Origin of the sequence: Corynebacterium sp. HMSC29G08, assembly GCF_001806875.1 — a bacterium.
Taxonomy (GTDB): Bacteria; Actinomycetota; Actinomycetes; order Mycobacteriales; family Mycobacteriaceae; genus Corynebacterium.
The window spans coordinates 35,709-58,954 of record NZ_KV786277.1; the positions used below are offsets into that span (position 1 = coordinate 35,709).

The window sequence follows — 23,246 nt, forward strand, 5'->3', positions numbered from 1 at the left end:
ACGTTCTTTTGCGTACCCACGGGCAGAATCTCACGGCAACACCTGCTTGCCAACCCCCAAAGAAAAAAGCTGTGGATAACTCGGAAGTTATCCACACTTAATGAAAACGCGCAGTTCAGGACACCCTATTGGCGATTGTATTGCGCCAGCATCTCGTTGTAGCGGCGCCATTCATCATCATCGTTTTCCTCCGCGCGGCGATCCACCTCACGGGTTTCCTCACGGTCCTCAGCCAACCAGGCACGGAACAGCACGCCGAAGACGATCACAAGCGGGAACGAGCCAGACGCCCAACCAATGCCACCGCCGGCCTTCTGGTCCGCCAACAGATCCGGGTCCCACGGCAGTGCCAGCATGCGGTAGAAGTCCTCTGCCAGCACCGTGCTGAGCTGCATGAGGTAGACACCCATGAACAGGTGGATCGGCATGGACACCCACAGCCACGCAAGGCGCGCCTTCGCACTGACACGGCCCGGGATCTCATCAGGACCAATCAGTTCCCAGAAATAGAAGTAGCCAGAGACCATAAATATGCCGTTCATGATCACGTGGCCTGCGTGTTCCGAAATCATCAGCTCATACAGCGACGGGAACAGGTACATCACGTAGAAGAAGAACACGAATTGTCCCAAGCTCAGAGGCGGGAACGTCACAACCCTCAAGAACTTCGAGTTTTGGAAGCTCTCCGCCCACAGTCGCGGGTTGAATTCGCCTTCCGGGTAGGCGCGGCGGATCAGCGTCAGCGGCGCGCCAAGCACCATAAATACTGGTACCACCATGGACAGGATCATGTGCACTGTCATGTGTGCGGAGTAGGACGCCGGCATGTGCATTCCTAAGCGCGAAGACAGCGTGATCACAATCGTCGCACAGCCCGCAAGCCACCAGAGGGTGCGGGAGAGCTCCCAACTCTTCACGCGTCGCACCAGGGAGAGGTAATACACGGCCAACAGCAAGGCGATTGCACTGTAAAGCAGCTCCGGACGCCACAAGGTCAGCCAGTTGCCCACGGTGAGCGGCTCGTGCAAGTCGTAGCCCATCTTCACCTGCATCACAGTGATGTTGAACACTTGCGGCGGTGGCGGCGGCGTGCGCCCAAGCGTTGCCGCCAGGCCGGTAATCAGTGCCATGAACAGCACTTCTACGGTGGCCAGACGAGTAAACGCCCGCGGGTTGGTGCTCAACACTGGAATGGTTTTCTGCCGGTGCACAAAGCCCATCAGCCCCAGGATGAAGATGCCCACAAACTTAACAAGCAGGACCCACCCGTAGTGGTACTGCGTGAGCTGCTCAGGTGCGATGCGGATCAACGCGTTAACCACGCCGGAGGCCAGCATGACAATAAAGCTCACCAGCGCAATGGTTGAGTACCTGCGCACCGCCTGCTCCATGTTGGGTCCAAGCCTGCGCCCGTGTGCCACCAACGCTATCAGCGCCCCGACCCACAGCAGCATCCCAACCAGGTGCCAGATAAAGGAGTTGGTGCCAAAGTCATGGTTGCCGCCGGATGCGGAGTGGCCGGTCAGCGCCAGCGGCATGATGGCAAGCACCGAGCCGAGAAACAGCGCCACCTGCGGCCACCAGGTGCGTGCTATGAATCCCCCGACCGCCACTACTGCTGCGATCGCAGCAACGATGAGCCACACCTTGGCTTCTTTGACCTGGTCAATGGCGGTGGACCACGCGCCGGGGCTGAACAGGACATCTTTTAGGGGCTGGCCCGAAACGTCTGAAAGCACCAGTGGAATCATGATCAGTCCGAGAGCCATCATGCTTATCGACGCCCACGCCCCCACCCGCGACGCCACCACCCCATCCACCGTCAATGGGGCCTGGTTGAGGTCTTTGCCCACCTGCTTCGGCGGGATCAGAAACGCGGAGAAGAGGAAGGACCCGCTGGCCAGTGCCGCCAGCATCCACGCCGCCCCGCGAACTGCGGGCAGCCCGAACGTGGTCGGCCACCCCGGGTCAGGAATACCCAGCACCGCCAGCGACTCACCGGAGAACAACTGCCCCAACGTTCCCGCCAGAATTCCTGCAAGAAGTATTGAGGTGAGATAGAACGGCCACGCCGCCTGCACAGACCGCTTTTCACGCATGGCAACAACCCTACGTTTCCAACGTTTTCTAGGCCTAACCGGCTCTTGGTGTTCTTTGTGTGTTGGGCTGCGTTACAATCCCTCGTGTACTGCCTCCATAGCTCAGTGGATTAGAGCAACCGGCTTCTACCCGGTGTGTCGCGGGTTCGAGTCCTGCTGGGGGCGCTTTTCGTCGAGGTTCAGCAACGGAATCCACGTTTGTAGCTACCTACCTGTAGCTATCAGTCCCTTTTTCGCTTGGTAGCTGCGTCTAGGTAGCTGCAAACAGTTCCAAAGCCGCGTACACTTTCCACTATGGAAAATATGGAGGCAGCAAAAGCCGTACGAGACGCCCGTGATGCACTGCGCGCCGCCGAATACGTTGAAACGCGCGCAACCGAGACAACCACATCAAAACCGTGGGCGTACATCATTCCAACTGGAATTGCCATGGGTCTGGCGTTTTTCACGGCACTTATGGAGCAAGTGCTGATCACATTCCTCCTCATCGCGGGCACCATCGTTCTTGTTTGGGCCGTAGAGGGGCGCAGGAAATCTGCGGTGCGCATTTCCTACAAGCAAGAGGTGCGCCCGGACGACACCACGTGGAGCTGGACCACGTTCCTTTTCTACATGGCTAGCTACACCGTTTTATACGTCGGTCTCCAGTTCCTGCCACGCAACAACATCGCCGTGGCAGCTACCGCTGGCACACTCATCGCGATCGTCTTCATCGTGGCGACGAGCCTTACGTGGGGGCGAGTATCCAAGTGAGCCAGCTCGACCCAATCATCCACCCGATTACGCGTCTAAAGATCTGCGCAGCCCTGGCCGCAGCGGGCGCTACTGAGGAAAACATCCGCAAGGAAATGCGCTTTGCGCAGCTGCGAGACATCGTAGACACCACTGACGCAACGTTATCCAAGCAGCTCAGCGTGCTTGAAGAGCACGGCTACGTCACCCGCTTTCGCGAGTATGGCTCCATCCGCGCGAAAGACACCGTGTGGGTAACCCTGACCAAGGCGGGCCTTGCCGCGTACCGCGGCCATATGGATGCGTTGCGTTCTATCGCCGGTGAAAGTGACGTAAGTGGGTAGGGTTTAGGGTTATGAGTTTCCCGGAGGCGTCGAAAAGCAACTATGCCCTGATCACCGGTGCGAGCCAAGGCATCGGTGAGGCGATGGCCCGCAAGCTGGCCGCGGGCGGTTACAACCTGATTGTCGTGGCGCGGCGCGAAAACGTGCTGATGGCGCTGGCGGAGGAGCTGGCGAGCGCGCACGGTGTGCACGTGGAGGTGTTTGCGGCGGACCTGTCAAAGGAACGTGACGTGACCGCACTGATTGAGCACATCCAGAACCGTGAGGTCGCCATTTGCGTCAACTCCGCGGGTATTGCTAGCTTCGGCCCGTTCATGCGCCAGGACTGGAACTACGAGGTGGATCAGTTCAATTTGAACGCCACGGCGGTGTTTCGCCTGACCAAGGCGGTGCTGGACCAGATGGTGCCGCGCGGCACCGGTGCGCTGTGCAACGTTGGCTCCGCCGCGGGTAACTCCCCTATTCCGAACAACTCCACCTACGTTTTCACTAAGGCGGGCGTGAATACGTTTACGGAGTCGCTGCACTATGAGCTGAAACCCACGGGCGTGCACTGCACGTTGCTTGCCCCGGGGCCGGTGCGTGCGGCGGAGATTCCGGAGGAAGAGCAGAGCTTTATTGACAAGCTTGTGCCCGATTTCCTTTGGACCACGTATGAGTCCTGCGCTGATGACACGTTACGTGCGATGCGCCGCAACAAGCGTCGCGTTGTACCGGGCCCGCTGTCGAAGGCGATGGACGTTGTGTCAACGTATGCCCCGCGCGGTTCGCTCTCGCCGCTTTTGGGGTCCTTCTACGCAAAGATGGGAGAAGAGCAGGATGCCTGAGCTTTTGCTTCGCGACGATCGCGTGGTCTGGGTCGACCTCGAAATGACCGGGCTTGACCCCTCCCGCCACGTGATTGTGGAGGTTGCCGCCTTGGTCACGGACGCGAACCTGAACATTTTGGATAGCGGCATCGATCTGGTTGTCCACGCCACTGAAGCGCAGCTTGCGCAGATGGATGATTTCGTGCGCAACATGCACTCTGAAAACGGGCTGTTGAACGAGATTGAGCGTTCCGCCGTGACCATCGAAGAAGCCGAAGACGCGGTGTTGGAGCTGATTGCAAAGCACTGCGATCCCAATCACCCGGCGCCGCTCGCGGGTAATTCCATTGCTACGGACCGGATGTTTATCCGTGAGCAGATGCCACGGGTTGACGCTGCGTTGCACTACCGCATGATCGATGTCTCGACCATCAAGGAGCTCACGCGCCGCTGGTATCCGAAGACGTACCAGAACCAGCCGGATAAGGGCATGAGCCACCGTGCGCTGGCGGATATCGTGGAGTCCATCCAGGAGCTTGATTACTACCGGCGCTGTGTGTTCACCCCCTCCCCCGGCCCCGACGGCGACGCTGCCAAGGCCGCCGCGAATAACGCGCACGAAGCTTACAAGCCGTACCTATGACGGGCCAGCGTTCGGGCACGGTAGGTTCGGGCCAGCGTTCGGGCACGGCGGGTTCGGGCACGGTGCAGCGCGACCGTGACGCGATTGACGCCGCAAAGCTGTATTACCGCGAGGGCTTAAGCCAGGCGGAGGTGGCGGCGCAGATGGGTATTTCGCGCCCGACGGTGGCGAAGCTTCTGCAGCATGCCCGTGAGCGTGGCTTTGTGGTTATTGAGATCCATGACCCGCAGGAGGCGGGTGCGCAGGTTGGTGATCGGTTGCGCGCATTGTTCAGTCTTGATGGCGTGCGCGTGGTGCACCCTCCGCAGGCGCCGAGTGGGGCGGGCGATCATCCGTCGATAGCCGATGACCTTGGTATTGCGGGCGCACGCTTTTTGGAAGAAGTGGTAGAAGATGGCATGTCTGTTGGCGTGTCCTGGGGTAAAACCATGCTGCATGTGGCTCGCAACCTACGCCACACGCATACTCGGGCGCGCCAGATTGTGCAGCTGAAAGGCGGTTCTTCGCGTTCAAACTTGTCTACGAACAACTTTGAGACGATGAACCTGTTCTGCGCTGCGTTCAACGCCCCTGCGCTTGCGCTGCCGCTGCCGGTGATTTTTGACCAGGTGGAAACCAAGCACATTGTGGAGCAGGATTCCCACATTGCTGATGTGCTAAACCAAGGCCGCGAGACGGATCTCGTGGCGTTTACGGTTGGCTCTGCACGCAGGGAATCCCTGGTGATGAACCTGGGCTATCTTTCGGACGCCATGGTGGAGCAGCTCGTGGGAGTTGCCGTTGGTGATGTGTGTTCGCGGTTTTACACCCACGACGGGCAGATTGCTGCCCCGGATATCGATGCCTTGACCGTAGGCATCAGCCTGGAGGATCTGCGTGCACGTCCGCGCCGCGTGCTCATTGCCGGCGGGACATACAAGGCTGAGGCAATTGAAACTGCGCTGTGGATGGGGCTGGCTACTGACCTGGTGATTGATGAGCACACGGCCCGGCGCGTGCTCGCACTCCACGAACGTCGTAAACATTTGCAAAAATAACAATTGCCATATGTTCTGAGGGTTTTCTACAATAAAGGGCGCAAGAACAGGTTCACTCTCAGGAAGGCGGACATCCGCACCATGGCAAACTCCAGCCCGATTCCAACCACCCAAACCGCTCACATTGTGCCCACCGGCCCGATCGCTGAAACGATCCTGATGCCCGGCGACCCGCTGCGCGCAAAGTTCATCGCAGAGACCTACCTTGAAGACGCTGTCCAGTTCAACGCCGTGCGCAACATGCTCGGCTACACCGGCACCTACCAGGGCCACGAGGTTTCGGTCATGGGCTCCGGTATGGGCGTGCCGTCCATCAGTCTGTACGCCTACGAACTGATCCACTTCTTCGGAGTGAAGAAGCTGGTACGCGTCGGCTCCTGCGGCGGCTTCCAGCCGGATTTGAAGCTCTTTGACATCATCGTCGCATCCTCTGCATCCACAGACTCGCGCTTCTTGGAGCAGTACAACCTGCCGGGCACCTACGCCCCGACGGCCTCCTGGAAGCTGCTCTCTGCCACCGCCGAGGAAGCGAAAAAGCAGAACGTGGACATCCACGTTGGCAACATTTTGTCCTCTGACATTTTCTACAACTTCCAAGATGACGTGAATGACCGCTGGACCCGCATGGGTGTGCTCGGCGTGGAGATGGAATCCGCTGGCCTCTACGCCACTGCTGCTGAAGCCGGTGTTGACGCACTGGGCATCTTCACCGTCTCTGATGTCATCGGCTCCGGCGAAAAGGCTACGGCCGAGCAGCGCGAGAGCGCATTCACCCAGATGATGGAGCTGGCGCTGCCGCTGGCTGCTGTCTAAGCACATTCACCAAGAAATCCCTGACACAGAAAGTCCGAAGCGATGACAACACAGGCCGCACAGGCGGGCTCCCAGCCGGGCACCGACGTAAAAATCAGCCCGAAGCACGCCGTGCCCATCATTTTGTTCACGTTCGTTTTCTCACTGATCATTGATAACGGCTTCAAGTTCATGACTGACCCGATGGGTGAGGCGCTTGGCCTGTCGCTCAATGAGGTCAGTCTGCAAGCCTCCCTGGCCGGTGTGATCATCGGCATCGGCGCCGTGGTCTACGCGGCGCTGGCAGACATAGTCAGCATTCGTAAGCTGCTGCTCGTGGGCATCGTGCTCACCCTGATCGGATCTTTGATTGGTTACTTCGGCCAGAGCTCCTGGCCGCTGGTGCTGACCGGCCGCATCATCCAGACCACCGGCCTTGCCGCTGCGGAAACGCTCTACGTTATCTACGTAACCAAGCACCTCGCACCCAAGGATCAGAAGACCTACTTGGGCTTTTCCACCGCAGCTTTCCAGGCAGCAACCCTGTTCGGCGCGCTGACCTCCGGCTACATTGCAACCCAGGTCTCCTGGACCGCAATGTTCCTCGTGCCGCTGGTGCTCGTGCTGGCCATCCCGGTGATTTTGAAAACCGTGCCGGAGGAGGCATCGCTGGAATCCGGCCACGTGGACTGGATCGGCCTCGGCTTGATCGCCGTGCTGGCCACCTCCGCGATCATGTTCATGCAGGCGTTTAACTGGTTGTGGCTGGTGCCGCTGCTCGCCGCTGTGGTGCTGTTTGTCATGTACGTGAAAAACGGCAAGCGCCCGCTGGTCAATCCGGAGTTCTTCCAGAACCGCTCGTACGTCACCGCCATCATTTTGGTGTTCATTGTCTACTCGGTGCAGCTCGGCTACCTGGTGCTGTTCCCGGCAATGGCAAAGCAGGTCCACGGCCTGACGGCAGACACTGCTTCGTACTTGCTCATCCCCGGCTACACCGCCGCCATTTTGGTTGGCGTGTTCTCTGGTCAGATCGGCAAGTTCCTGCCTACCCGCCCGGCGATCTTTACCGCGCTTTCCTCCATTACCGTGGCACTGCTTATTGTGGCGTTCTTCATGCAGGTCGGCCCGTGGGTGTTCGTGTTGTCGTCCCTGCTGTTTGCTAGTGGCTTCGCCCTGCTCTACGCACCGTTGGTGGCTACTGCTATCGGCAACATCCCGCCTGCAAAGTCCGGTATTGCCATTGGTTTCTACAACCTGACCATCAACCTGGCCGTGCCGCTTGGCATTGCGTACAGCGCAAAGTTGGCAGACCTGAATCTTCCTGCGCCGAGCTTCCTGGCGGATAGCGCTGGCACATACCCGATGGTCATGCTGATCCTGGCTGCCATCGCCGTTGCCGGCACGCTGCTCTACGCCGCAATGACGGCACGCATGAAACAGCCCGCCTAAGCGCGCTTAAGCGCGCCTAAGAACCCAGACACCACTCATACCTTGAAGGAGAACAACCCATGACTTCACTTACTCGCTCAGATGTCGCTCAGATGGTTGACCACACGCTGCTCAAGCCGGAGGCCACCCACGCCGACGTGGAGAAGCTGATTGCAGACGCCACCCGGCTGGGCACCTTCTCCGTCTGCGTGTCGCCGTCCATGCTTCCAATCCAGACGCCAGACAACCTCAAGGTAGCCGTAGTGTGCGGCTTCCCCTCGGGTGCAGTGCCCACTGCGGCCAAGGCTGCTGAGGCCGCGTGGTGTGTGAACAACGGCGCGGACGAGGTGGACATGGTGATCAACATCGGTGCTGCCAAGGAAGGCAACTGGGATGCCGTACGCGAAGACATCGCCGCGGTGAAGAAGGCCTGCGGTGACGTGCTGCTCAAGGTGATCATCGAGTCCGCAGTTCTTACGGACGAGGAAATCGTCAAAGCATGCGAAGCCTCCGTTGCCGCCGGCGCGGAGTTTGTGAAGACGTCCACCGGTTTCCACCCGGCGGGTGGCGCTTCGGCGCACGCGGTGGAGCTGATGCGCAAGACCGTGGGCACGCAGCTTGGCGTCAAGGCCTCCGGTGGTATCCGCGATGCCGCAACCGCCCGCACCATGATCGAGGCAGGCGCCTCGCGCTTGGGCCTGTCCGGCACCGAGGCTGTGCTGGACGGTTGGGAGTAGACGATGCTGCGTGAACAAGCTCGCGAACATGCTAGCGCGTGGCTGGCACAGGATCCCGACCCGAAGACCCGTGCGGCGCTCCAAGAAGCGTTGGATAACAACGATGAGGAGGCGCTTGCACGCGCGTTTGCCGGCCCACTGGAGTTCGGCACTGCCGGGCTGCGCGGCCCGATTGGCTTCGGCGAATCCGCTATGAACCAGGCGGTTGTCATGCGCGCCACCGCAGGCTTGATGGCCTGGCTGAACAAGCAGGTGGAAACCCCGCGCGTGGTCATTGGTTGCGACGCTCGCCACGGCTCCTCCAAGTTCGCCCAAGCAGCAGCGCAGGTTGTCGCTGGCGCTGGCGGCCACGCGATGCTGTTGCCGCTGGGAGAGCCGACCCCGCTGACCTCATTTAGCGTGCGCCACCTTGAGGCGGACGCCGGCATCATGGTTACTGCCTCCCACAACCCGAAGTGGGACAACGGCTACAAGGTCTACCTTGGCGGCCGCGTTGCCACAGGTGATGCTGCCGGTGTCCAGATCATCGCACCCGCGGACAAGGAGATTGCAGCCGAGATCGCGAAAGCTCCTGGGGCTACGGAGCTTGTGCTTGCAGGCGCTCACGACAACCCCGACCCCCGCCCCGCCTACATCGAAGCCGCAGCGGCACTTGGCAAACCCGCCGCGGACATCACCATCGTGCTAACCCCCATGCACGGCGTAGGTGGGCAGTTGGCAGAAGACGCGCTGGCGGCGGCGGGTTTTGGGGACGTAGTGCGCGTAGATAAGCAATGGGCCCCTGATCCGGAGTTTCCAACGGTGGCTTTCCCCAACCCGGAAGAAGACGGGGCACTCGACCTGGCTGTGGCGAAGGCGAACGAGGTGGGTGCGGACCTGATCATTGCTCTCGATCCGGATGCGGACCGCTGTGCGTTGGCGGTCCCGGCGCGCGACGAGGCGTCTGCAGGCACCTCGATCGGGGACGGATGGGTGAAGCTCTCCGGCGACGAAACCGGCGCTCTGATCGGCGAGTATAAGGCCTCACATGCCTCTGGCGGCGCGACTGCCTGCTCCATCGTCTCCGGGAGGATGCTGGGCCAGATTGCCAAAGCGCACGGCCTGAAGCACGCCACCACGCTCACCGGATTCAAGTGGATCGGGCGCACACCTGAGCTTGTCTACGGCTACGAGGAAGCTATCGGCCACTGTGTGGACCCCGCACACGTGCGTGACAAAGACGGGATTAGTGCCGCCATCGTCGCCGCAACCGTGGTCTCTGAACTGAAGGCACGCGGGGTGAGTGTGCTTGAGCACTTCGACGAGCTCGCCGGCACCTACGGCCTGTACCGCACGCAGCCGCTGACATTCCGCGTGGAGGATTTGTCCCTGATCAGCGAGGCCATGCAGCGACTGCGCGCTCTACAGCCGCAAGAGCTGGTCGGCTCTGCCGTTACGGAGTACGTCGATCTTGCTGGCGGCTATGGCAACACCCCCGGCACTGACGGCATCCTGATTCGCACCGAGGCTGATGACCGCGTAATCATCCGCCCAAGCGGCACCGAACCAAAGCTGAAGTGCTACCTGGAGGTAGTCATGGAGACTGGTTCTGGTGTTGTGGACTGGGAGGCTGCTGACGCACGCCTGGCTAGGCTCTCCGACGCCACCCGCACACTGTGCGGCATGTAGCCCACACCGCTTCTGCGTTAGCGCGACTGGCCTGCGATTTTTGTTTCCCCGGGCGGTCGTACTAAGGTAGGCAGGGCTGTTTAAGCATAGCGTTTATGGCTAGTGCAAAACAGCGATGGTGGCTGTAGTTCAGCTGGTAGAGCACCAGGTTGTGATCCTGGGTGTCGCGGGTTCGAGCCCCGTCAGCCACCCCTAGCGCCGGCGCTCACCTTCGGGTGGGCGCCGGTTTTCGTTGTGCGCAAAAGACCAAACCCTCAACATACGTTAGCCTTACCTAAATCCAAAACGTGTACGATGGCCTCGACAGACATTCCCCAAGCAAGAACTCGAGGACTGTGATGACTATGGCCGAGCAAACAAATAACACGGCGCCACGGCGCAAAGTTCGCAAGGCAAACGAAGCAACCGTGACGGGCCGCCGCCAGCTTTCCCCAGACCTGGTTCGTTTGAGCATGAACTCCCCTGCCCTCGTGGGCCGAGAGCTGGAGTTTACGGACCACTACATCAAGTTGTTGTTCGTGCCAGAAGGCGCCGATTATTCCTGGCCATTTGATGCCGTGAAAGTCCGCGAAGAGCTGCCGCGTGACATGCAGCCGGTTACCCGCACCTACACCCTGATTAACCTGGATCCGGAAACCGGCGACTTCGACGTTGACTTTGTCACCCACGGTGACGCTGGGCTGGCTGGCCCCTGGGCGCGCACGGCTGAGGTGGGAGAGAAGTTTGGCTTCTTCGGCCCAGGCGGCGCGTGGGGCCCGACGGAAGACTACGACCACTTCGTTTTTGCTGGAGACGAATCTTCCGCCCCCGCCATCGGCGCTGGATTAAAGCACTTGCCTGAGGGTGCGACGGCCACCGCCTACATCGAGATCGAAGCCGATGACCGCACGTTCGAACTGCCCACCCGCGAAGGTGTGGAAATCCACTGGGTGACCCGCAACGGTGCCACCCACGGCACTGAGCTTTCCCGCGTTGTCCGCGAAGCCGGCATCCCCGAGGGCAAGAAAACGGGATGGTTTATCCACGGTGTCGCGGAGATGATTAAGGAGATGCGCCGTTTCCTCTTCGTTGATTCGGAAATTGCACGCCAAGACGTGTCCATCTCCGGTTACTGGCGGATCGGCATGACGGAAGACCAGTGGCAGGCTTCAAAGCGAGAGTTCAACGCGCAGATCGAAGCCGAGGAGGAAAGCGCTAAGGCCTAGCCTTAAGCGTTTGGGTCTTCAGAGCCGCCGGAGCGCTGTTCCCAGCGAAAGTTCCAGTACCCGAGGCCGTCGTAAGGCGAAAGGTCCCCTCCCAGCGCATTTTTCACAATGACGGGGTCACCGCGGCGGACGGTCTCCTGGAACCAGCGGGCATTCTCCGGCGATGCGTTGACGCAGCCGTGGGAGACGTTGGTGTTGCCCCACGCCCAGGCAGCCCACGGTGCGGAGTGGACGTAGATGCCGGAGTAAGACATCTGCGTCGCCCAATCCACCGGCGTGACATAGCCACCCTGGTCCAGGCCGAGGCCGTAGCTGCGGGAATCCATGACCAGGCTCGCGTGCTCGTCACCGACCACGTAGGTGCCATTGGGGGTGTCGTAGGCGCCGTCGCGACCAAGCGCGATGGGAAATGACTTCAGCACCTCACCATTGCGGGTCACAGTCAGGGTCTTCGTGGCGTTGTCTATGACGGTCTCCACTGCGTCACCGATGGTGAAGCTGATGTTGATGTCACTGGATCCCCAGGTGCCGCCACCAAAATCGCGCCCGTAGAACTCGGCCGCAACGTCCACTTTGGTGCCGGGCTCCCAGTATTCCTTCGGACGCCAGCGCAGCTCATAAGGGTCGAGCCAGAAGAAGCCGCCTTCGGTGTCGTTTGAGGTCTCGATAGTAATTGCGTCTTCCACCGCCTTGGTGTCCGTGATTGGCACGCTGAAGCGGAAACTCACGGCCTGCGCCACACCAACGGTTGATCCGTCGAGGGGCCCCACAGCTGCCGTGGCTTGCCGGTCCGGGACGATGGTGCTGAACGTGGCGGTTGACGTCTTGCCGTCCACGTTTTTCGCGGTCAACGTGTAGGTGCGCCCGTAGCCCATCGGCTCATCGATGGTCCATTCGGTCTTGTCCGCATTGAATTTGGAGTCAATTTCCCGGCCCTGTTCGTTGGTCATGCTGACCTCGAGCAGTTTGCTTGCCGACGTCACCATCACCCCATCCCATGGCTCCACCCCCGTCGCACCGTCCTTGACGGAAATGCGTGGCGGTTTAGCTGCGGCGGTGGTGGTTGCTGCAGCACCGGTGGTAAGCGAGGTATCTGCGTCAGCGTCTTGGCCCGTGCCGGGTTCCCCAATGGTGCAAGCAATGAGTGTGATTCCGCACAGCATTAGGCCTGCTAGCGTCGCCGCAATTGCCCTGCTTCGCATTTCGCCACCCTTCAAGCTTCCGAGCCCCTTCAGGCCCAAGCACCATTTGTTGTACCCATGACACGATAGCGCCAAACAAACAAAAGTTTAAACGCGCAACACTATCGCAAAAATCCGCCCTGAACAGGCGATTTCACACATAATAAATACGCTGCTATAGTCATATCCCGTTGCGCCATTAGCTCAATTGGCAGAGCAACTGACTCTTAATCAGTGGGTTCGGGGTTCGATTCCCTGATGGCGCACAAGGGCAAAGCCCCTAGCTTTTACACAAAGGCTAGGGGCTTTTCGCTACGCTAGCCACATGACTCGTGCGTTAGTGATTGTGGACGTTCAAAATGATTTCTGCCCCGGTGGCTCGCTTGCCACGGAGAAGGGCGACCAGGTCGCCACTGGCATCGCAGAACTGGTGGCTCAGGCGGATGGCAGTGAGTACTCCCACATCCTTGCCACGCAGGATTGGCATATTGATCCGGGCTCACACTTTTCGGAGACTCCAGATTTTGTAGATACCTGGCCGGTGCACTGCGTCGCGTCTTCGGAAGGGGCTGCGCTTCGTGCGCCGCTAGACGCCCACAGCAACAAGATTGACGCCTTCTTCCGCAAGGGGGCGTTTACGGCCGCCTATTCGGGTTTTGAGGGCCGTGTAGGCGATGTTGAGGCCGGCACCCTACTCGCGGACTATTTGCGCGCTGAGGGCATTGACGAGATCGACGTTGTGGGTATTGCTACCGATCACTGTGTGCGTGCCACGGTCCTAGACGGACTGAAGGAAGGGTTTTCCGTGCGGGTACTTCCGCAGCTTTGCTCGCCTGTCGACGCCGCACGTGGCCAAGCCGCACTCACCGAGATGCAAGTGGCCGGCGCGGAAATCGTGGACTAACCGGCAGCTTGCAGCTGCTCCATCTCGCGCATCTCAGCGGTTTGCACCGCAATCATCTCTTTCGCCATCTTCTTCAGAGGGGCGTATCCGCCGTTGTCCACTTCGCCCTGCGTCATCGCGATGACCTCGGCATGGTGGTGGTGCATCATCTCGAGAAACTCTGCTCGAAGCTCATCGCCGGAAAGGTTGCGGAACGCTTCAAGCTGCGAGGGTATGAACATGCCGTTGGCAATGTGTTGGGAGTGAAGCTCCATGTCTTCTTCGATCCCCCACTCGTCGGCCCACGCGAGCATCTGCTCGTTCTCCCGCTCCTGGCCTTCCTTAATGCGCTGCGCGAGGTCACGAACAGCCGGGTCTTCCACATCGGAGGCAAGCAACACATCGGACATTTCGATGGCCTGATCGTGGTGCGGGACCATCATGCCAACAAAGTGCACGTCAACGTCGTTCGGGGCGCCGTCGCCGCCAGCGCCGCTGCGGAATCGGGGAACAACAAACAACGCCGCCAGTACAAGCAGTGCGATTGCCAGGATGGCGATGACTGCGGTGTACGGGCGGCGCGAAGAATGATTTTTGGTCGCACCTGTTGATCTTAGCGGCTGGCCAGCAGACGCTGCAGCTCCTTGAGCTCGTTCTTGCGCTTGCGGCTGTTGAAGAACTTAATGCTCACCAACGCGGCAACACCCACTGCGATGCCACCGATGACCTTCTGCACAGTCTCATCCTGCAGAAGGTTCTTCGCCTGGCCCTTCGCGTTGTCTGCAAGCGCAGAGGGGCTGGTACGGTCCGCGAGCTCATCCAAAGTGCTGGCGAGCTGGGTGCGGGTACGAGCAAGCTCGCGCTCAATGTCGTTGATGTCACGTGCCACGGGTAAAACTCCAATCAAAACTTCTCAGTACTGCGAACCACACTAATAGAAAAACGTGTAAAACGGAGAGGCATGACTGAGCAGATTCGACTTGAAGCAGGCGACACCGCCCCAGCATTCACCCTGACCAATGACCGCGGCGAGGAAGTCTCGCTGTCTGACTACGCAGGAAAGCGCGTCATTATCTACTTCTACCCCCGCGCGAACACTCCCGGCTGCACCACCGAAGCCTGCGACTTCACCAATGAGTGGTCCGCCTTTGCGGATGCTGACGTGGCAGTTGTAGGCATCTCCCCCGACAAACCAGAGGCGCTTGCAAAGTTCCGTGCAGACCACGACCTGAAGGTCGAGCTCCTCTCCGACCCGTCAAAGGACGTGCTGCGCGCATGGGGTGCGTTTGGTGAGAAGAACAACTACGGCAAAATCGTCGAAGGCGTCATTCGCTCCACATTCCTGGTAAACGACGGCAAAATCGAACAATCCCAGTACAACGTCCGCGCCTCCGGCCACGTTGGCCGCATCCTGCGCGACTGGGGTATCTAGCCATAAGTGGTGCGCCCGGAGAGACTTGAACTCTCACGCCCTAAGGCACTGGAACCTAAATCCAGCGCGTCTGCCAATTCCGCCACGGGCGCATGCGTTAGACATTTTACACTGCTTGACCGTTTTGCCCCGCACCGCACGGGGGTAAGGTGTGGGATATGAATGAACAACCAGAGCAACCGCGTCAACGTGTGCGCGTACGCGCCTGGCACATTCTCCTCCTGATCGCCGCGGTGATAACCACCATCTTGCTGGCCAACTGGCAGTGGCAGCGCTACCAATCCGGTACCGGTACCTTCCAGAACCTGGGATACGCCTTGCAGTGGCCGTTCTTCGGGGCGTTCTTTGTCTACGCGTATCGCACCGGAATCCGGATGGAGAACGAAAAGATCGACGCCATCAACGCTGGCAAAGCAATGGAAGACATGTATGAGGCCGATGTTGCCAAATACGGCGCAGACTCCTCCGCCGTCGGCCCGAGGGCGATTGATGAGTCTTTCTTGCCCGAACGCCCACACCTCGACATAGACGAGTACAACGAGTTGTTAACGCCACAGCGTCGACACCAACCAGACCCAGAGAAAGGCGATTCATGACGGAGCCCATTCAGGAATCCACCCAGCAGTCGGCACAGCCCCGTATCCACCCGGAGCGCCAACGCCGTGTGCGCACTGCGCTGAACCTGTTCTCGGTAGCCGCGTGGCTGACAGGCATACTGCTGATCCTGCTGGTGATCCGCATGATCTTGGAGTATGGCTTCCACATGGATGTTGCAGCCTTGGCTTGGGTGGCACGCGTCCATGGTCTCGCGTACGTGCTGTTTCTGATGACGTCGCTGAACTTGGGCACCACCGCCCGCTGGCCGGCAGCAACGTGGGTGGTTACGGCCATTTCAGGCGTGGTGCCGTTCTTGTCGTTTGTGGTGGAAGCGAAGCGTCGTAAAGAAGTGAAGCAGACCTTCCAGCTCTAAAGGCCAGCTCTAAAAGCCAGCTCTAGAGCAACGCCGCAATATGCGGTGCCAGCAACCGCAACGCCTGCCCCCTGTGGGAGCGGGCGTTTTTCTCCTCCGCCGTCAGCTCCGCAGACGAACGCCCATCGGCATCAGCGGGTGCAAACAGCGGGTCATAGCCAAAGCCATTCTCCCCACGCGGGGCGCGCAGCAGCTGGCCCTCCCAACGCCCCTCAGCCGTGAACTCCCGCAAAGCGCCCGACCCCACCTCCAAGTCCGGCACCACCAGCGCGCAGCAGGACACAAACGCCGCAGCACGCTGCTCGATGTCCTCCATCTGGGCAAGCAAAAGACGATTGTTTGCCTCATCGTCCCCATGCGCACCCGACCAGCGCGCAGACAACACCCCCGGCATGCCACCCAGCGCATCCACACTCAGACCCGAATCATCCGCCACGCACGCAAAGCCTGTAGCACGCGCGCCCGCTCGAGCCTTGATCAAGGCATTCTCCGCGAAGCTAAGGCCGGTTTCGCGTGGTTCGGGGTACGCGTCAACGTCGCTAAGCGAAAGAAGCTCCACACCCCGAATATCCAGATCTTGAAGCACCTGGTCTAACTCACGAAGCTTCTTCGCATTCCCGGAGGCTACGAGCAGCTTCACAGACCAAGCGCCTCTCGCTGCGCGCGAATCAGCTCGTTGCAGCCCTTCTGCGCCACGTCCAGCATCTGGTTGAGCTCATCGCGGCCGAACAGGCCGTGCTCACCCGTGCCCTGGATCTCCACGAAGTTGCCACCCTCCTGCATCACCACATTCAGGTCCACCTCCGCGCGGGAATCCTCCTCGTAGGGAAGGTCGAGGCACACGTGACCGTCGATAATCCCGGAGCTTACCGCCGCAATCGGGGCTAACAACGGCTCACCCGGAACCACCCCACGCTCCTTGAGCACCCCAATCGCATCCGCCAGCGCCACGTACGCGCCGGTAATCGAAGCGGTGCGGGTACCACCGTCTGCCTGCAGCACATCACAGTCAATCTGGATGGTGTTCTCCCCCAGCTGGCTCAGGTCCACCGCAGCGCGCAGCGAACGACCCACCAGACGAGAAATCTCGTGCGTACGGCCCTTGACCTTGCCGCGCATAGACTCACGCGGCATGCGCTCATGCGTTGCGGCCGGCAGCATGGAATACTCCGCAGTCAGCCACCCCTCGCCAGAATCCTTCTTAAAACGTGGCACGCCCTCTTCCACAGAAGCCGTACACATCACGCGAGTGTTACCAAACTCCACGAGCACGCTGCCCGCCGGGTTGGAGGTAAAACCACGGGTGATGCGCACCGGACGCATTTCATCAAACGCACGGCCATCCGCACGCGTAAACAAAGCTGGATCAGTCATGCGACCCAGCCTAACTCACACAGTGAATTCCGCTCCCGCTTCACCAAGCACAATCGGGCCATCAAATTGCGTCCGGGCAGCCTCCAGGGTGGCCTGCTTATCACTCCACGGCTGGATGTGCACCAACACCAGCTTCTTCACCCCGGCCTCACGCGCAATGCGGCCGGCTTCCTCACCGGACAAGTGCATGCCCTCCGGCTGTCCCTCAGCCGAAGGCCCCCAGGCAGCCTCACACAAAAATAGGTCCGCACCCTGAGCTGCTTTGACTAGCGACGCCGTATAGCCGCTATCACCCGAATACGTCAGCACCGCACCCGTGGCGTTGTCTTGGACACGCAACGCATGCGACTCTTCAGCGGGATGCTCCACCGCAAACGGCGTAATAGTCACGCCTTCGAAAGCGACCGCTTGGTGCTCCTGCCACACGCCAACATCAAACGTATCCGTGATGTCAGTTGGTTTATCCGGCCCATCGGCACCCAGTTGGCCAATAAAGTCCGCGGTAAAACTCGGCCCATACATCCGGTTCTTCCCCACCGCCGGGCGCTCCGGGTGGTAGCGACGCCACACCAACAACGACGCCGTGTCCGAACAATGATCCGCATGCAAGTGCGAAAACGTCACGTGCGCTGCCGACGGATCAAAGCCCAGGTTACGAAGCCCAGCAAGCGCACCCGGTCCCAAATCCATCACTACGTCCGGGTTGCCCTCAGTGGACACCACGTACGAAGATCCGGGATTGCCCGGCGCGCCCAAGCTTCCAGAGCAACCGATGATGGTCAACTTCATGGATGACACTGTACTAGGTACGCATGCCTTCAGCGCTGCACGGCATGAATACGCGGGCCCAAAATACGTTCCGCAAGGTGGTCGAATTTCTCCGGGTCGCCGGTGGACTCAAATACGCGAGTCGGTGCGGTAGCGCGGCCCTCTCCCATACCGGCTTCGGCGAGCATGTCCTGCTCTGTCAGCACACGCAGCACGTCCTTAGATGTTTCCTCGGCAGAGCTGACCAGCGTCACGCCGTCTCCAATAGCCAGCTGAATCACGCCAGACAGCAACGGGTAGTGCGTACACCCAAGCACAAGAGTGTCCACGCCGGCTGCCTGCAGCGGCTCAAGGTAGCCCTGCGCCACACCAAGGATCTGGCGGCCGGAGGTGATACCGCGCTCCACAAACTCGACAAATGCCGGACACGCCGCGGCCGTGACCTCTACCGACGGGTTGAGCGCGAACAGGTCCTGGTACACCCCGGAGGTAATCGTGGCCTGGGTGCCAATCACGCCGACCTTGCCGTTACGGGTAGTAGCCATAGCGCGACGCACCGCTGGCTGGATCACTTCCACGACGGGTACGTTGTAGCGCTCCCGCGCGTCATGAAGAAAGGCAGCCGTGGCCGTGTTGCAGGCGATCACCAGCATCTTGCAGCCGCGTTCTACAAGCTCGTCGCTGATGCGCTGGGCGTGAGCACGCACATCTGCAAGCGGCTGCGGCCCGTAGGGGGCGTGCGCGGTATCGCCGATGTAAATCATGGACTCATGCGGCAACTGATCCATCACCGCGCGCGCAACGGTGAGTCCGCCAACGCCGGAGTCAAAAATCCCAATCGGGGCTTGCGCATCCACAGTGCCCACAGTGTCCACAGCTTCTACCACCGGATTCACCTAACGCCTTTGGTTACCAAACGGGTTCTGCTGGTACGGCATCTGCACCGGTTGCTGGGCGTTTTTCAGTTGCTGCTTCTCCAGTTGCTTGCGCTGGCGCTTCATCACCAGTGCCGGCGGGTCATCAGAGGTGATGATCATCGCAGCAGCTGCACCACCAATCGCACCGAACAGGTGCGCCTGCCAGCTCACGCCCGGGTTGCCGGGGAACATGCCCCACACCAAACCGGAGTACAGAAAACCAAGAATGACGCCCAATGCAATCTGCTGGCCGGAACGGTTAAAGAAGCCGCGCACAATCAGGTACGCCAGCCAGCCGTAGACAAGGCCGGATGCACCGACGTGGTTGGTGCCAATGCCGCCAAACAGCCACGTCCCAAGCCCACCGATAATCACCACAAAAGCGGTGACCTCCCAGAACACACGTTTGCCGGAGTAGCCCACAAGGAACGCGAAAATCGCACCCGGCACGGTGTTGCCCAAAATGTGCTCCAGATTGCCGTGCAGCAGCGGGGAGGTGAAGATAAACGGCAGCGAAGGCACGTCCAACGGGTGAATACCCATATAGAGGAGGTTGCCGCCGAAGACGATCGCGTTGATGATAAACACCACCCAGATGGACAGCACGTATAGCGCCGCAAAGCGCAGGCCTGTGCGGCGTTGCGCCTTGCGTTTGCTCATCGGCTGGTCGAACTGTGGCCCAGCCTGGCCGAACTGTGGCCCAGGCAGCCCAGGCTGCTGGCCCTGGTAGAAGGCAGGCATCTGGGTTTCGGGGTGGCTAAACGGCCGCTGGAACGGTTTGCCGTAGCCAGGTTGGCCGGTGGGTCCGTAGCCCCAGCCGGGCGGGGTGTGGTGCTGGTTGTGATTCATCGTGGGCCAGCTTAGCGGGCTACCTCACGCCACGCCCGCACCCCATAGGCAGGCTCTGCGTGCATCACCGCGTTCACAATTGCGGTTTCCACACACGTCGCGGCAGCTTCACCAAGAGCCATATGCTTCTCGACGTCCAATGCAACGCCCACTCCGGTGCCCACTCCAGCCCCCACATCATCGCCACCCACGGACACCGCAAACAACGTGTCTCCGTCTAGGGGTGAATGCGCCGGTCTCACGGCACGCGCGATGCCGTCATGGCCGGTCATGGCCAGCCTCTTCAGGTGCGCTTTGTCCAACGGCGCGTCTGTGGCAATCACCCCGATAGTGGTGTTGAGCTTCGGCGTTGGACGTTTGAGCGCTGCAAACGCCTCGGGATCCACGGAGGGCTGTGCAGAGTCGGCGTAGAATAACCCGGTATGCGGATCGATCACGGAGCCAACCGGGTTGGCAACAATAAACGCGGCCACCGTGTACTCGCCAACTGTTTGCTGCGCAACGCCAAACCCGCCGCGCAACACACCTGCGGTTGCGCCGCAGCCCGCACCTACACTGCCGGAAACCCAGCCACGGGCCAGCTCGCCCGGCTGGCTCTCCAAGGCAGCGCGCACAGCAGCCGCACCATCAGCAGCCACAGGACGGTGCACAGGATCGCCCACCACCAAATCAAAAATCACCGCCGCCGGCACGATAGGCACCACAGGGCCGTTAGGCACCTCATCACCAAACACCCGGAAACCCCGACCGTGCTCCTCCAGCTCCCGCATCGCCCCGTCTGCAGCGGCGAGGCCAAAGGCGGAACCGCCGCACAACAGGATCGCGCCGACCTTCTCCACCGTGTTGTATGGCTCCAGCAGGTCAGTCTCACGCGTGCCCGGACCACCGCCTCGGACATCCACCGCTGCGCGCATACCTTCCGGGTCCACGGGGACAATCGCTGTCACACCCGTATCGCCTAAGGATTGATGGCCGATGGATAAGGGCAACGGAACGCTCATAAGCAACAAGCCCCACTTAATCCAACATTGCTTCCAGCAAGGAGTCCTGGCACACAGCCAACCAGTCCATGAGCAACTGACGGTTCTCCTGGGCCCGCTCCGTGCCCGACGTATCTTCAGACACATACAGGCGCAGGTCATTGAGCGCAGCAACAAAACGCGGCGCGTCTTCCCCATCAATGGTCACCTCAACCCCACCAGTGGGGCCAAGCACCTCATTGACCACCTGCAGGTTCTCAAGCTTCGACTTAATAATGTCGTTTTCGTGCAGGCTGCGAAGCAGGCCGTTATCCCCGTCGAACTCCTGGTCCGCCTCCAGCTCAAAGTCTGGCAACAATCGCGCCAATCGCGGATCTTCCGGCGCCTCCGTATGGCCAGTGGAGACACCCATCATCTCCGCAAACTCATCCTTCGGAGCCGACTGGGCTCGCCCGATCAACGCCTCAGCAACCGTAGCCGTCAGGTTGCCAATCAGCTCACGTTCAAGCGGATCAAAACGGGTTGTGAACTTCACGCCAGAGCGCAACAACCCTTTCTTCCTACGCCATGCCTCCATGATCTCACCCCGCCTGCTGCATCGTTGCCCACAAACCGTGCGTGTGCAGCTTCTTCACATCGGTCTCTACCTTGTCCTTCTCACCCGAAGACACCACGGCCTTGCCCTCAGTGTGCACTTGCATCATCAGCTCGGTGGCACGTTTGCGGTCATAGCCCAACACAGTTTGGAACACGTAGGCCACGTAGCTCATCAAATTCACCGGGTCATCCCAGACGATGCACATCCACGGCAGGTTCTCGCTCGTGGTCACCTCAACCTCAATCGCCTCATCAAGCTCGGGCGAAGCGAGCGGGGAGGATGCACGCACCGACTCTGAGTTCGTCGCATGGGAGTGTGTCATGGGTTTCATGGCTCCACAGCGTACCCCAGCGGTCACACAAACAACGCCGGAGCAACCAATGGCAACGCTGGACGCTCACCCTGCGCCAGCCGAGGGTAACCTTAAACACCATGACCGAACAGACGCCGCAGCGTGTAAGCGATTACCGTAGCTCCACGTGCAATGAATCCACCGCGTTTCTAACAGACATGTATGAGCTGACCATGCTCGACGCCGCACTGCAAGACGGTACCGCCTTCCGCCAATGTGCGTTTGAGGTGTTCACCAGGAGGCTGCCGGCAGAGCGTCGCTACGGCGTGGTCGCTGGTACCGCGCGTGTGATCGACGCGATCACCAGCTTCCGCTTCACAGAAGAACAGATCGCCTCAGCGCCTTTCCTTTCTGACGAAGCGAAGCAGTACCTGCGTGAATACACCTTCACCGGCGATATCGACGGCTACCGTGAGGGCGATCTGTACTTCCCCTACTCCCCCATTCTGACGGTGCGCGGCACGTTTGCCGAGTGCGTCATTTTGGAAACCGTCATCTTGTCCATCTTCAACTCCGACTCTGCTGTTGCGTCTGCTGCTTCGCGTATGGTGTCTGCGGCGGACGGGAAGCCGATTATTGAGATGGGTTCGCGTCGCGCCCACGAATTGGCTGCAGTCAGCGCGGCACGTGCAACCTACATCGCTGGCTTTGACGCAACGTCCAATATGGAGGCCTCCCACCGCTACGGCATCCCGGCATCCGGCACGGCTGCCCACGCGTGGACGCTGCTGCACGTGGATGAAAACGGCCAGCCGGACGAAAAGGCGGCGTTCCGGGCACAGATTGATGCCGCCGGTGTGGATACCACGCTGCTTGTAGATACCTTCGACATCACCCAGGGCGTGGAACATGCCCTTGAAGTGGCGGGTACCAACTTGGGTGCGGTGCGTATTGACTCGGGCGATCTGGGCATCATGTCACGCCGCGTACGCAAGCAGCTGGATGAAGCAGGTGCGTTTAACACCCGCATTATCGTTTCGTCCGATCTGGATGAGTTCACCATTGCCGGGCTTCGCAGTGACCCGGTTGATGGCTTTGGCGTTGGTACGTCTGTAGTCACTGGGTCCGGTGCGCCGACTGCTGGCTTGGTGTACAAGCTGGTGGAGGTTGAAGGCCACGCTGTGGCAAAGCGTTCCTCCGGCAAGCGCACCTACGGTGGCGCGAAGACTGCGCTGCGTGCCTACCGCGCCTCCGGCGTTGCTGTCGGCGAGGTGATCCTGCCTCTGGGTTCAGATGTTGAGCGCAAGCCAAATCTGGACTACCAGGAGCTTACGATGCCAATGATCCGCGGCGGCAAGGTGGTAGACGCAGATTTCAGTCTGGAGTCCGCGCGCTGCCTGCACGCCCAGGCGCGTACAACCCTGCCATGGGAAGGCCTGGCTCTTTCGCGTGGCGACGCAGCGATTCCCACCAAGTTTGTCGGCTTCCCGGAGCCAACCGAATAA

General features: G+C 60.3%; 27 protein-coding genes and 4 tRNA genes. 18 read left to right on the forward strand and 13 right to left on the reverse strand.

Annotation, left to right across the window (positions count from 1 at the left end; all coding sequences use genetic code 11):
* Positions 1-125: 125 nt before the first annotated feature.
* Complete coding sequence (locus tag HMPREF3101_RS10905; RefSeq protein WP_070465558.1) at positions 126-2,099, reverse strand: bifunctional copper resistance protein CopD/cytochrome c oxidase assembly protein; 1,974 nt, start codon at positions 2,097-2,099, stop codon at positions 126-128.
* A gap of 91 nt (positions 2,100-2,190) precedes the next feature.
* Between HMPREF3101_RS10905 and HMPREF3101_RS10910 the strand changes: the two genes are divergently transcribed.
* The 12 genes from HMPREF3101_RS10910 to HMPREF3101_RS10965 all read left to right on the forward strand — a co-directional run bounded on the left by HMPREF3101_RS10910 (position 2,191) and on the right by HMPREF3101_RS10965 (position 11,497).
* Positions 2,191-2,264, forward strand: a tRNA-Arg gene (locus HMPREF3101_RS10910).
* 129 nt (positions 2,265-2,393) lie between these two features.
* The gene (locus tag HMPREF3101_RS10915) at positions 2,394-2,852 is read left to right on the forward strand and encodes a hypothetical protein (protein ID WP_141737449.1); all 459 of its coding nucleotides are present in this window, start codon (positions 2,394-2,396) and stop codon (positions 2,850-2,852) included.
* Entirely contained in the window at positions 2,849-3,175 is a 327-nt protein-coding gene (locus HMPREF3101_RS10920) for a transcriptional regulator (RefSeq protein WP_070465564.1), read from the forward strand. The genes HMPREF3101_RS10915 and HMPREF3101_RS10920 overlap by 4 nt, the downstream gene beginning before the upstream one ends.
* An 11-nt stretch (positions 3,176-3,186) precedes the next feature.
* On the forward strand, positions 3,187-4,002 hold the full coding sequence (gene cmrA, locus HMPREF3101_RS10925; RefSeq protein ID WP_070465567.1) for a mycolate reductase: 816 nt from the start codon (positions 3,187-3,189) through the stop codon (positions 4,000-4,002).
* Positions 3,995-4,627, forward strand: coding sequence for an oligoribonuclease (orn, locus tag HMPREF3101_RS10930; RefSeq protein ID WP_070465570.1), 633 nt, complete (start codon positions 3,995-3,997; stop codon positions 4,625-4,627). Before cmrA ends, orn begins: the two co-directional genes overlap by 8 nt.
* Complete coding sequence (locus HMPREF3101_RS10935) at positions 4,624-5,664, forward strand: sugar-binding transcriptional regulator (RefSeq protein WP_083280230.1); 1,041 nt, start codon at positions 4,624-4,626, stop codon at positions 5,662-5,664. The genes orn and HMPREF3101_RS10935 overlap by 4 nt, the downstream gene beginning before the upstream one ends.
* An 81-nt stretch (positions 5,665-5,745) precedes the next feature.
* Positions 5,746-6,477, forward strand: a complete 732-nt coding sequence (gene deoD, locus HMPREF3101_RS10940) for a purine-nucleoside phosphorylase (protein WP_070465574.1) — start codon at positions 5,746-5,748, stop codon at positions 6,475-6,477.
* Between the two features lie 42 nt (positions 6,478-6,519).
* Positions 6,520-7,908: an MFS transporter gene (locus HMPREF3101_RS10945; protein WP_070465577.1), complete on the forward strand. Its 1,389-nt coding sequence runs from the start codon at positions 6,520-6,522 to the stop codon at positions 7,906-7,908.
* Between the two features lie 59 nt (positions 7,909-7,967).
* Positions 7,968-8,624 (forward strand): deoxyribose-phosphate aldolase, encoded by a 657-nt coding sequence (gene deoC / locus HMPREF3101_RS10950; RefSeq protein WP_070465579.1) that lies wholly within the window; start codon positions 7,968-7,970, stop codon positions 8,622-8,624.
* A gap of 3 nt (positions 8,625-8,627) precedes the next feature.
* Positions 8,628-10,292, forward strand: a complete 1,665-nt coding sequence (locus HMPREF3101_RS10955) for a phospho-sugar mutase (RefSeq protein ID WP_070465582.1) — start codon at positions 8,628-8,630, stop codon at positions 10,290-10,292.
* A 118-nt stretch (positions 10,293-10,410) separates the two neighbouring features.
* Positions 10,411-10,483 (forward strand) — tRNA-His (locus tag HMPREF3101_RS10960).
* A 147-nt stretch (positions 10,484-10,630) separates the two neighbouring features.
* Entirely contained in the window at positions 10,631-11,497 is an 867-nt protein-coding gene (locus tag HMPREF3101_RS10965; RefSeq protein WP_070465585.1) for a siderophore-interacting protein, read from the forward strand.
* 2 nt (positions 11,498-11,499) lie between these two features.
* Here HMPREF3101_RS10965 and HMPREF3101_RS10970 read toward each other — a convergent pair whose 3' ends face one another.
* On the reverse strand, positions 11,500-12,660 hold the full coding sequence (locus HMPREF3101_RS10970; protein ID WP_246816738.1) for a L,D-transpeptidase: 1,161 nt from the start codon (positions 12,658-12,660) through the stop codon (positions 11,500-11,502).
* A gap of 211 nt (positions 12,661-12,871) precedes the next feature.
* Here HMPREF3101_RS10970 and HMPREF3101_RS10975 point away from each other — a divergent pair.
* Positions 12,872-12,944 (forward strand) — tRNA-Lys (locus HMPREF3101_RS10975).
* Between the two features lie 59 nt (positions 12,945-13,003).
* Positions 13,004-13,582 carry an isochorismatase family protein gene (locus HMPREF3101_RS10980; RefSeq protein WP_070465587.1) on the forward strand — a complete coding sequence of 193 codons (579 nt, stop codon included), beginning with the start codon at positions 13,004-13,006 and terminating at the stop codon, positions 13,580-13,582.
* Here HMPREF3101_RS10980 and HMPREF3101_RS10985 read toward each other — a convergent pair.
* Together HMPREF3101_RS10985 and HMPREF3101_RS10990 are read right to left on the reverse strand one after the other, a co-directional pair.
* On the reverse strand, positions 13,579-14,082 hold the full coding sequence (locus tag HMPREF3101_RS10985) for a DUF305 domain-containing protein (RefSeq protein ID WP_246816739.1): 504 nt from the start codon (positions 14,080-14,082) through the stop codon (positions 13,579-13,581). The two genes, HMPREF3101_RS10980 and HMPREF3101_RS10985, sit on opposite strands and share 4 nt — an antisense overlap.
* A gap of 92 nt (positions 14,083-14,174) precedes the next feature.
* Positions 14,175-14,450, reverse strand: a complete 276-nt coding sequence (locus tag HMPREF3101_RS10990) for a DUF3618 domain-containing protein (RefSeq protein ID WP_070465593.1) — start codon at positions 14,448-14,450, stop codon at positions 14,175-14,177.
* 72 nt (positions 14,451-14,522) lie between these two features.
* Between HMPREF3101_RS10990 and bcp the strand changes: the two genes are divergently transcribed.
* On the forward strand, positions 14,523-14,993 hold the full coding sequence (gene bcp / locus HMPREF3101_RS10995; protein ID WP_070465595.1) for a thioredoxin-dependent thiol peroxidase: 471 nt from the start codon (positions 14,523-14,525) through the stop codon (positions 14,991-14,993).
* Positions 14,994-15,000: 7 nt separating this feature from the next.
* Here bcp and HMPREF3101_RS11000 read toward each other — a convergent pair.
* Positions 15,001-15,085, reverse strand: a tRNA-Leu gene (locus HMPREF3101_RS11000).
* 66 nt (positions 15,086-15,151) lie between these two features.
* On the opposite strand from HMPREF3101_RS11000, the gene HMPREF3101_RS11005 reads away from it, so the two are divergent.
* Positions 15,152-15,589 carry a hypothetical protein gene (locus HMPREF3101_RS11005; RefSeq protein WP_070465598.1) on the forward strand — a complete coding sequence of 146 codons (438 nt, stop codon included), beginning with the start codon at positions 15,152-15,154 and terminating at the stop codon, positions 15,587-15,589.
* Positions 15,586-15,963, forward strand: a complete 378-nt coding sequence (locus HMPREF3101_RS11010; RefSeq protein ID WP_070465601.1) for a DUF3817 domain-containing protein — start codon at positions 15,586-15,588, stop codon at positions 15,961-15,963. The genes HMPREF3101_RS11005 and HMPREF3101_RS11010 overlap by 4 nt, the downstream gene beginning before the upstream one ends.
* 22 nt (positions 15,964-15,985) lie before the next feature.
* On the opposite strand, the gene rdgB is transcribed toward HMPREF3101_RS11010, so the two are convergent.
* The 8 genes from rdgB to clpS form a co-directional block, all read right to left on the reverse strand.
* Complete coding sequence (gene rdgB / locus HMPREF3101_RS11015; protein WP_070465604.1) at positions 15,986-16,603, reverse strand: RdgB/HAM1 family non-canonical purine NTP pyrophosphatase; 618 nt, start codon at positions 16,601-16,603, stop codon at positions 15,986-15,988.
* Positions 16,600-17,337, reverse strand: coding sequence for a ribonuclease PH (gene rph / locus HMPREF3101_RS11020; RefSeq protein WP_070465607.1), 738 nt, complete (start codon positions 17,335-17,337; stop codon positions 16,600-16,602). Before rph ends, rdgB begins: the two co-directional genes overlap by 4 nt.
* A 15-nt stretch (positions 17,338-17,352) precedes the next feature.
* Positions 17,353-18,126 (reverse strand): MBL fold metallo-hydrolase, encoded by a 774-nt coding sequence (locus tag HMPREF3101_RS11025; protein WP_070465610.1) that lies wholly within the window; start codon positions 18,124-18,126, stop codon positions 17,353-17,355.
* Positions 18,127-18,155: 29 nt separating this feature from the next.
* Positions 18,156-19,001, reverse strand: coding sequence for a glutamate racemase (gene murI / locus HMPREF3101_RS11030; RefSeq protein WP_246816740.1), 846 nt, complete (start codon positions 18,999-19,001; stop codon positions 18,156-18,158).
* Complete coding sequence (locus tag HMPREF3101_RS11035; RefSeq protein ID WP_070465678.1) at positions 19,002-19,682, reverse strand: rhomboid family intramembrane serine protease; 681 nt, start codon at positions 19,680-19,682, stop codon at positions 19,002-19,004.
* Positions 19,683-19,882: 200 nt separating this feature from the next.
* A complete protein-coding gene (locus HMPREF3101_RS11040; RefSeq protein ID WP_070465612.1) occupies positions 19,883-20,872 on the reverse strand; it encodes a P1 family peptidase in 990 nt (329 codons plus the stop codon).
* A 16-nt stretch (positions 20,873-20,888) separates the two neighbouring features.
* A complete protein-coding gene (locus tag HMPREF3101_RS11045; RefSeq protein ID WP_070465616.1) occupies positions 20,889-21,428 on the reverse strand; it encodes a DUF2017 domain-containing protein in 540 nt (179 codons plus the stop codon).
* 4 nt (positions 21,429-21,432) lie between these two features.
* On the reverse strand, positions 21,433-21,771 hold the full coding sequence (gene clpS, locus HMPREF3101_RS11050; protein WP_141737452.1) for an ATP-dependent Clp protease adapter ClpS: 339 nt from the start codon (positions 21,769-21,771) through the stop codon (positions 21,433-21,435).
* A 110-nt stretch (positions 21,772-21,881) separates the two neighbouring features.
* Here clpS and HMPREF3101_RS11055 point away from each other — a divergent pair, with 110 nt between their 5' ends.
* On the forward strand, positions 21,882-23,246 hold the full coding sequence (locus tag HMPREF3101_RS11055) for a nicotinate phosphoribosyltransferase (RefSeq protein ID WP_070465621.1): 1,365 nt from the start codon (positions 21,882-21,884) through the stop codon (positions 23,244-23,246).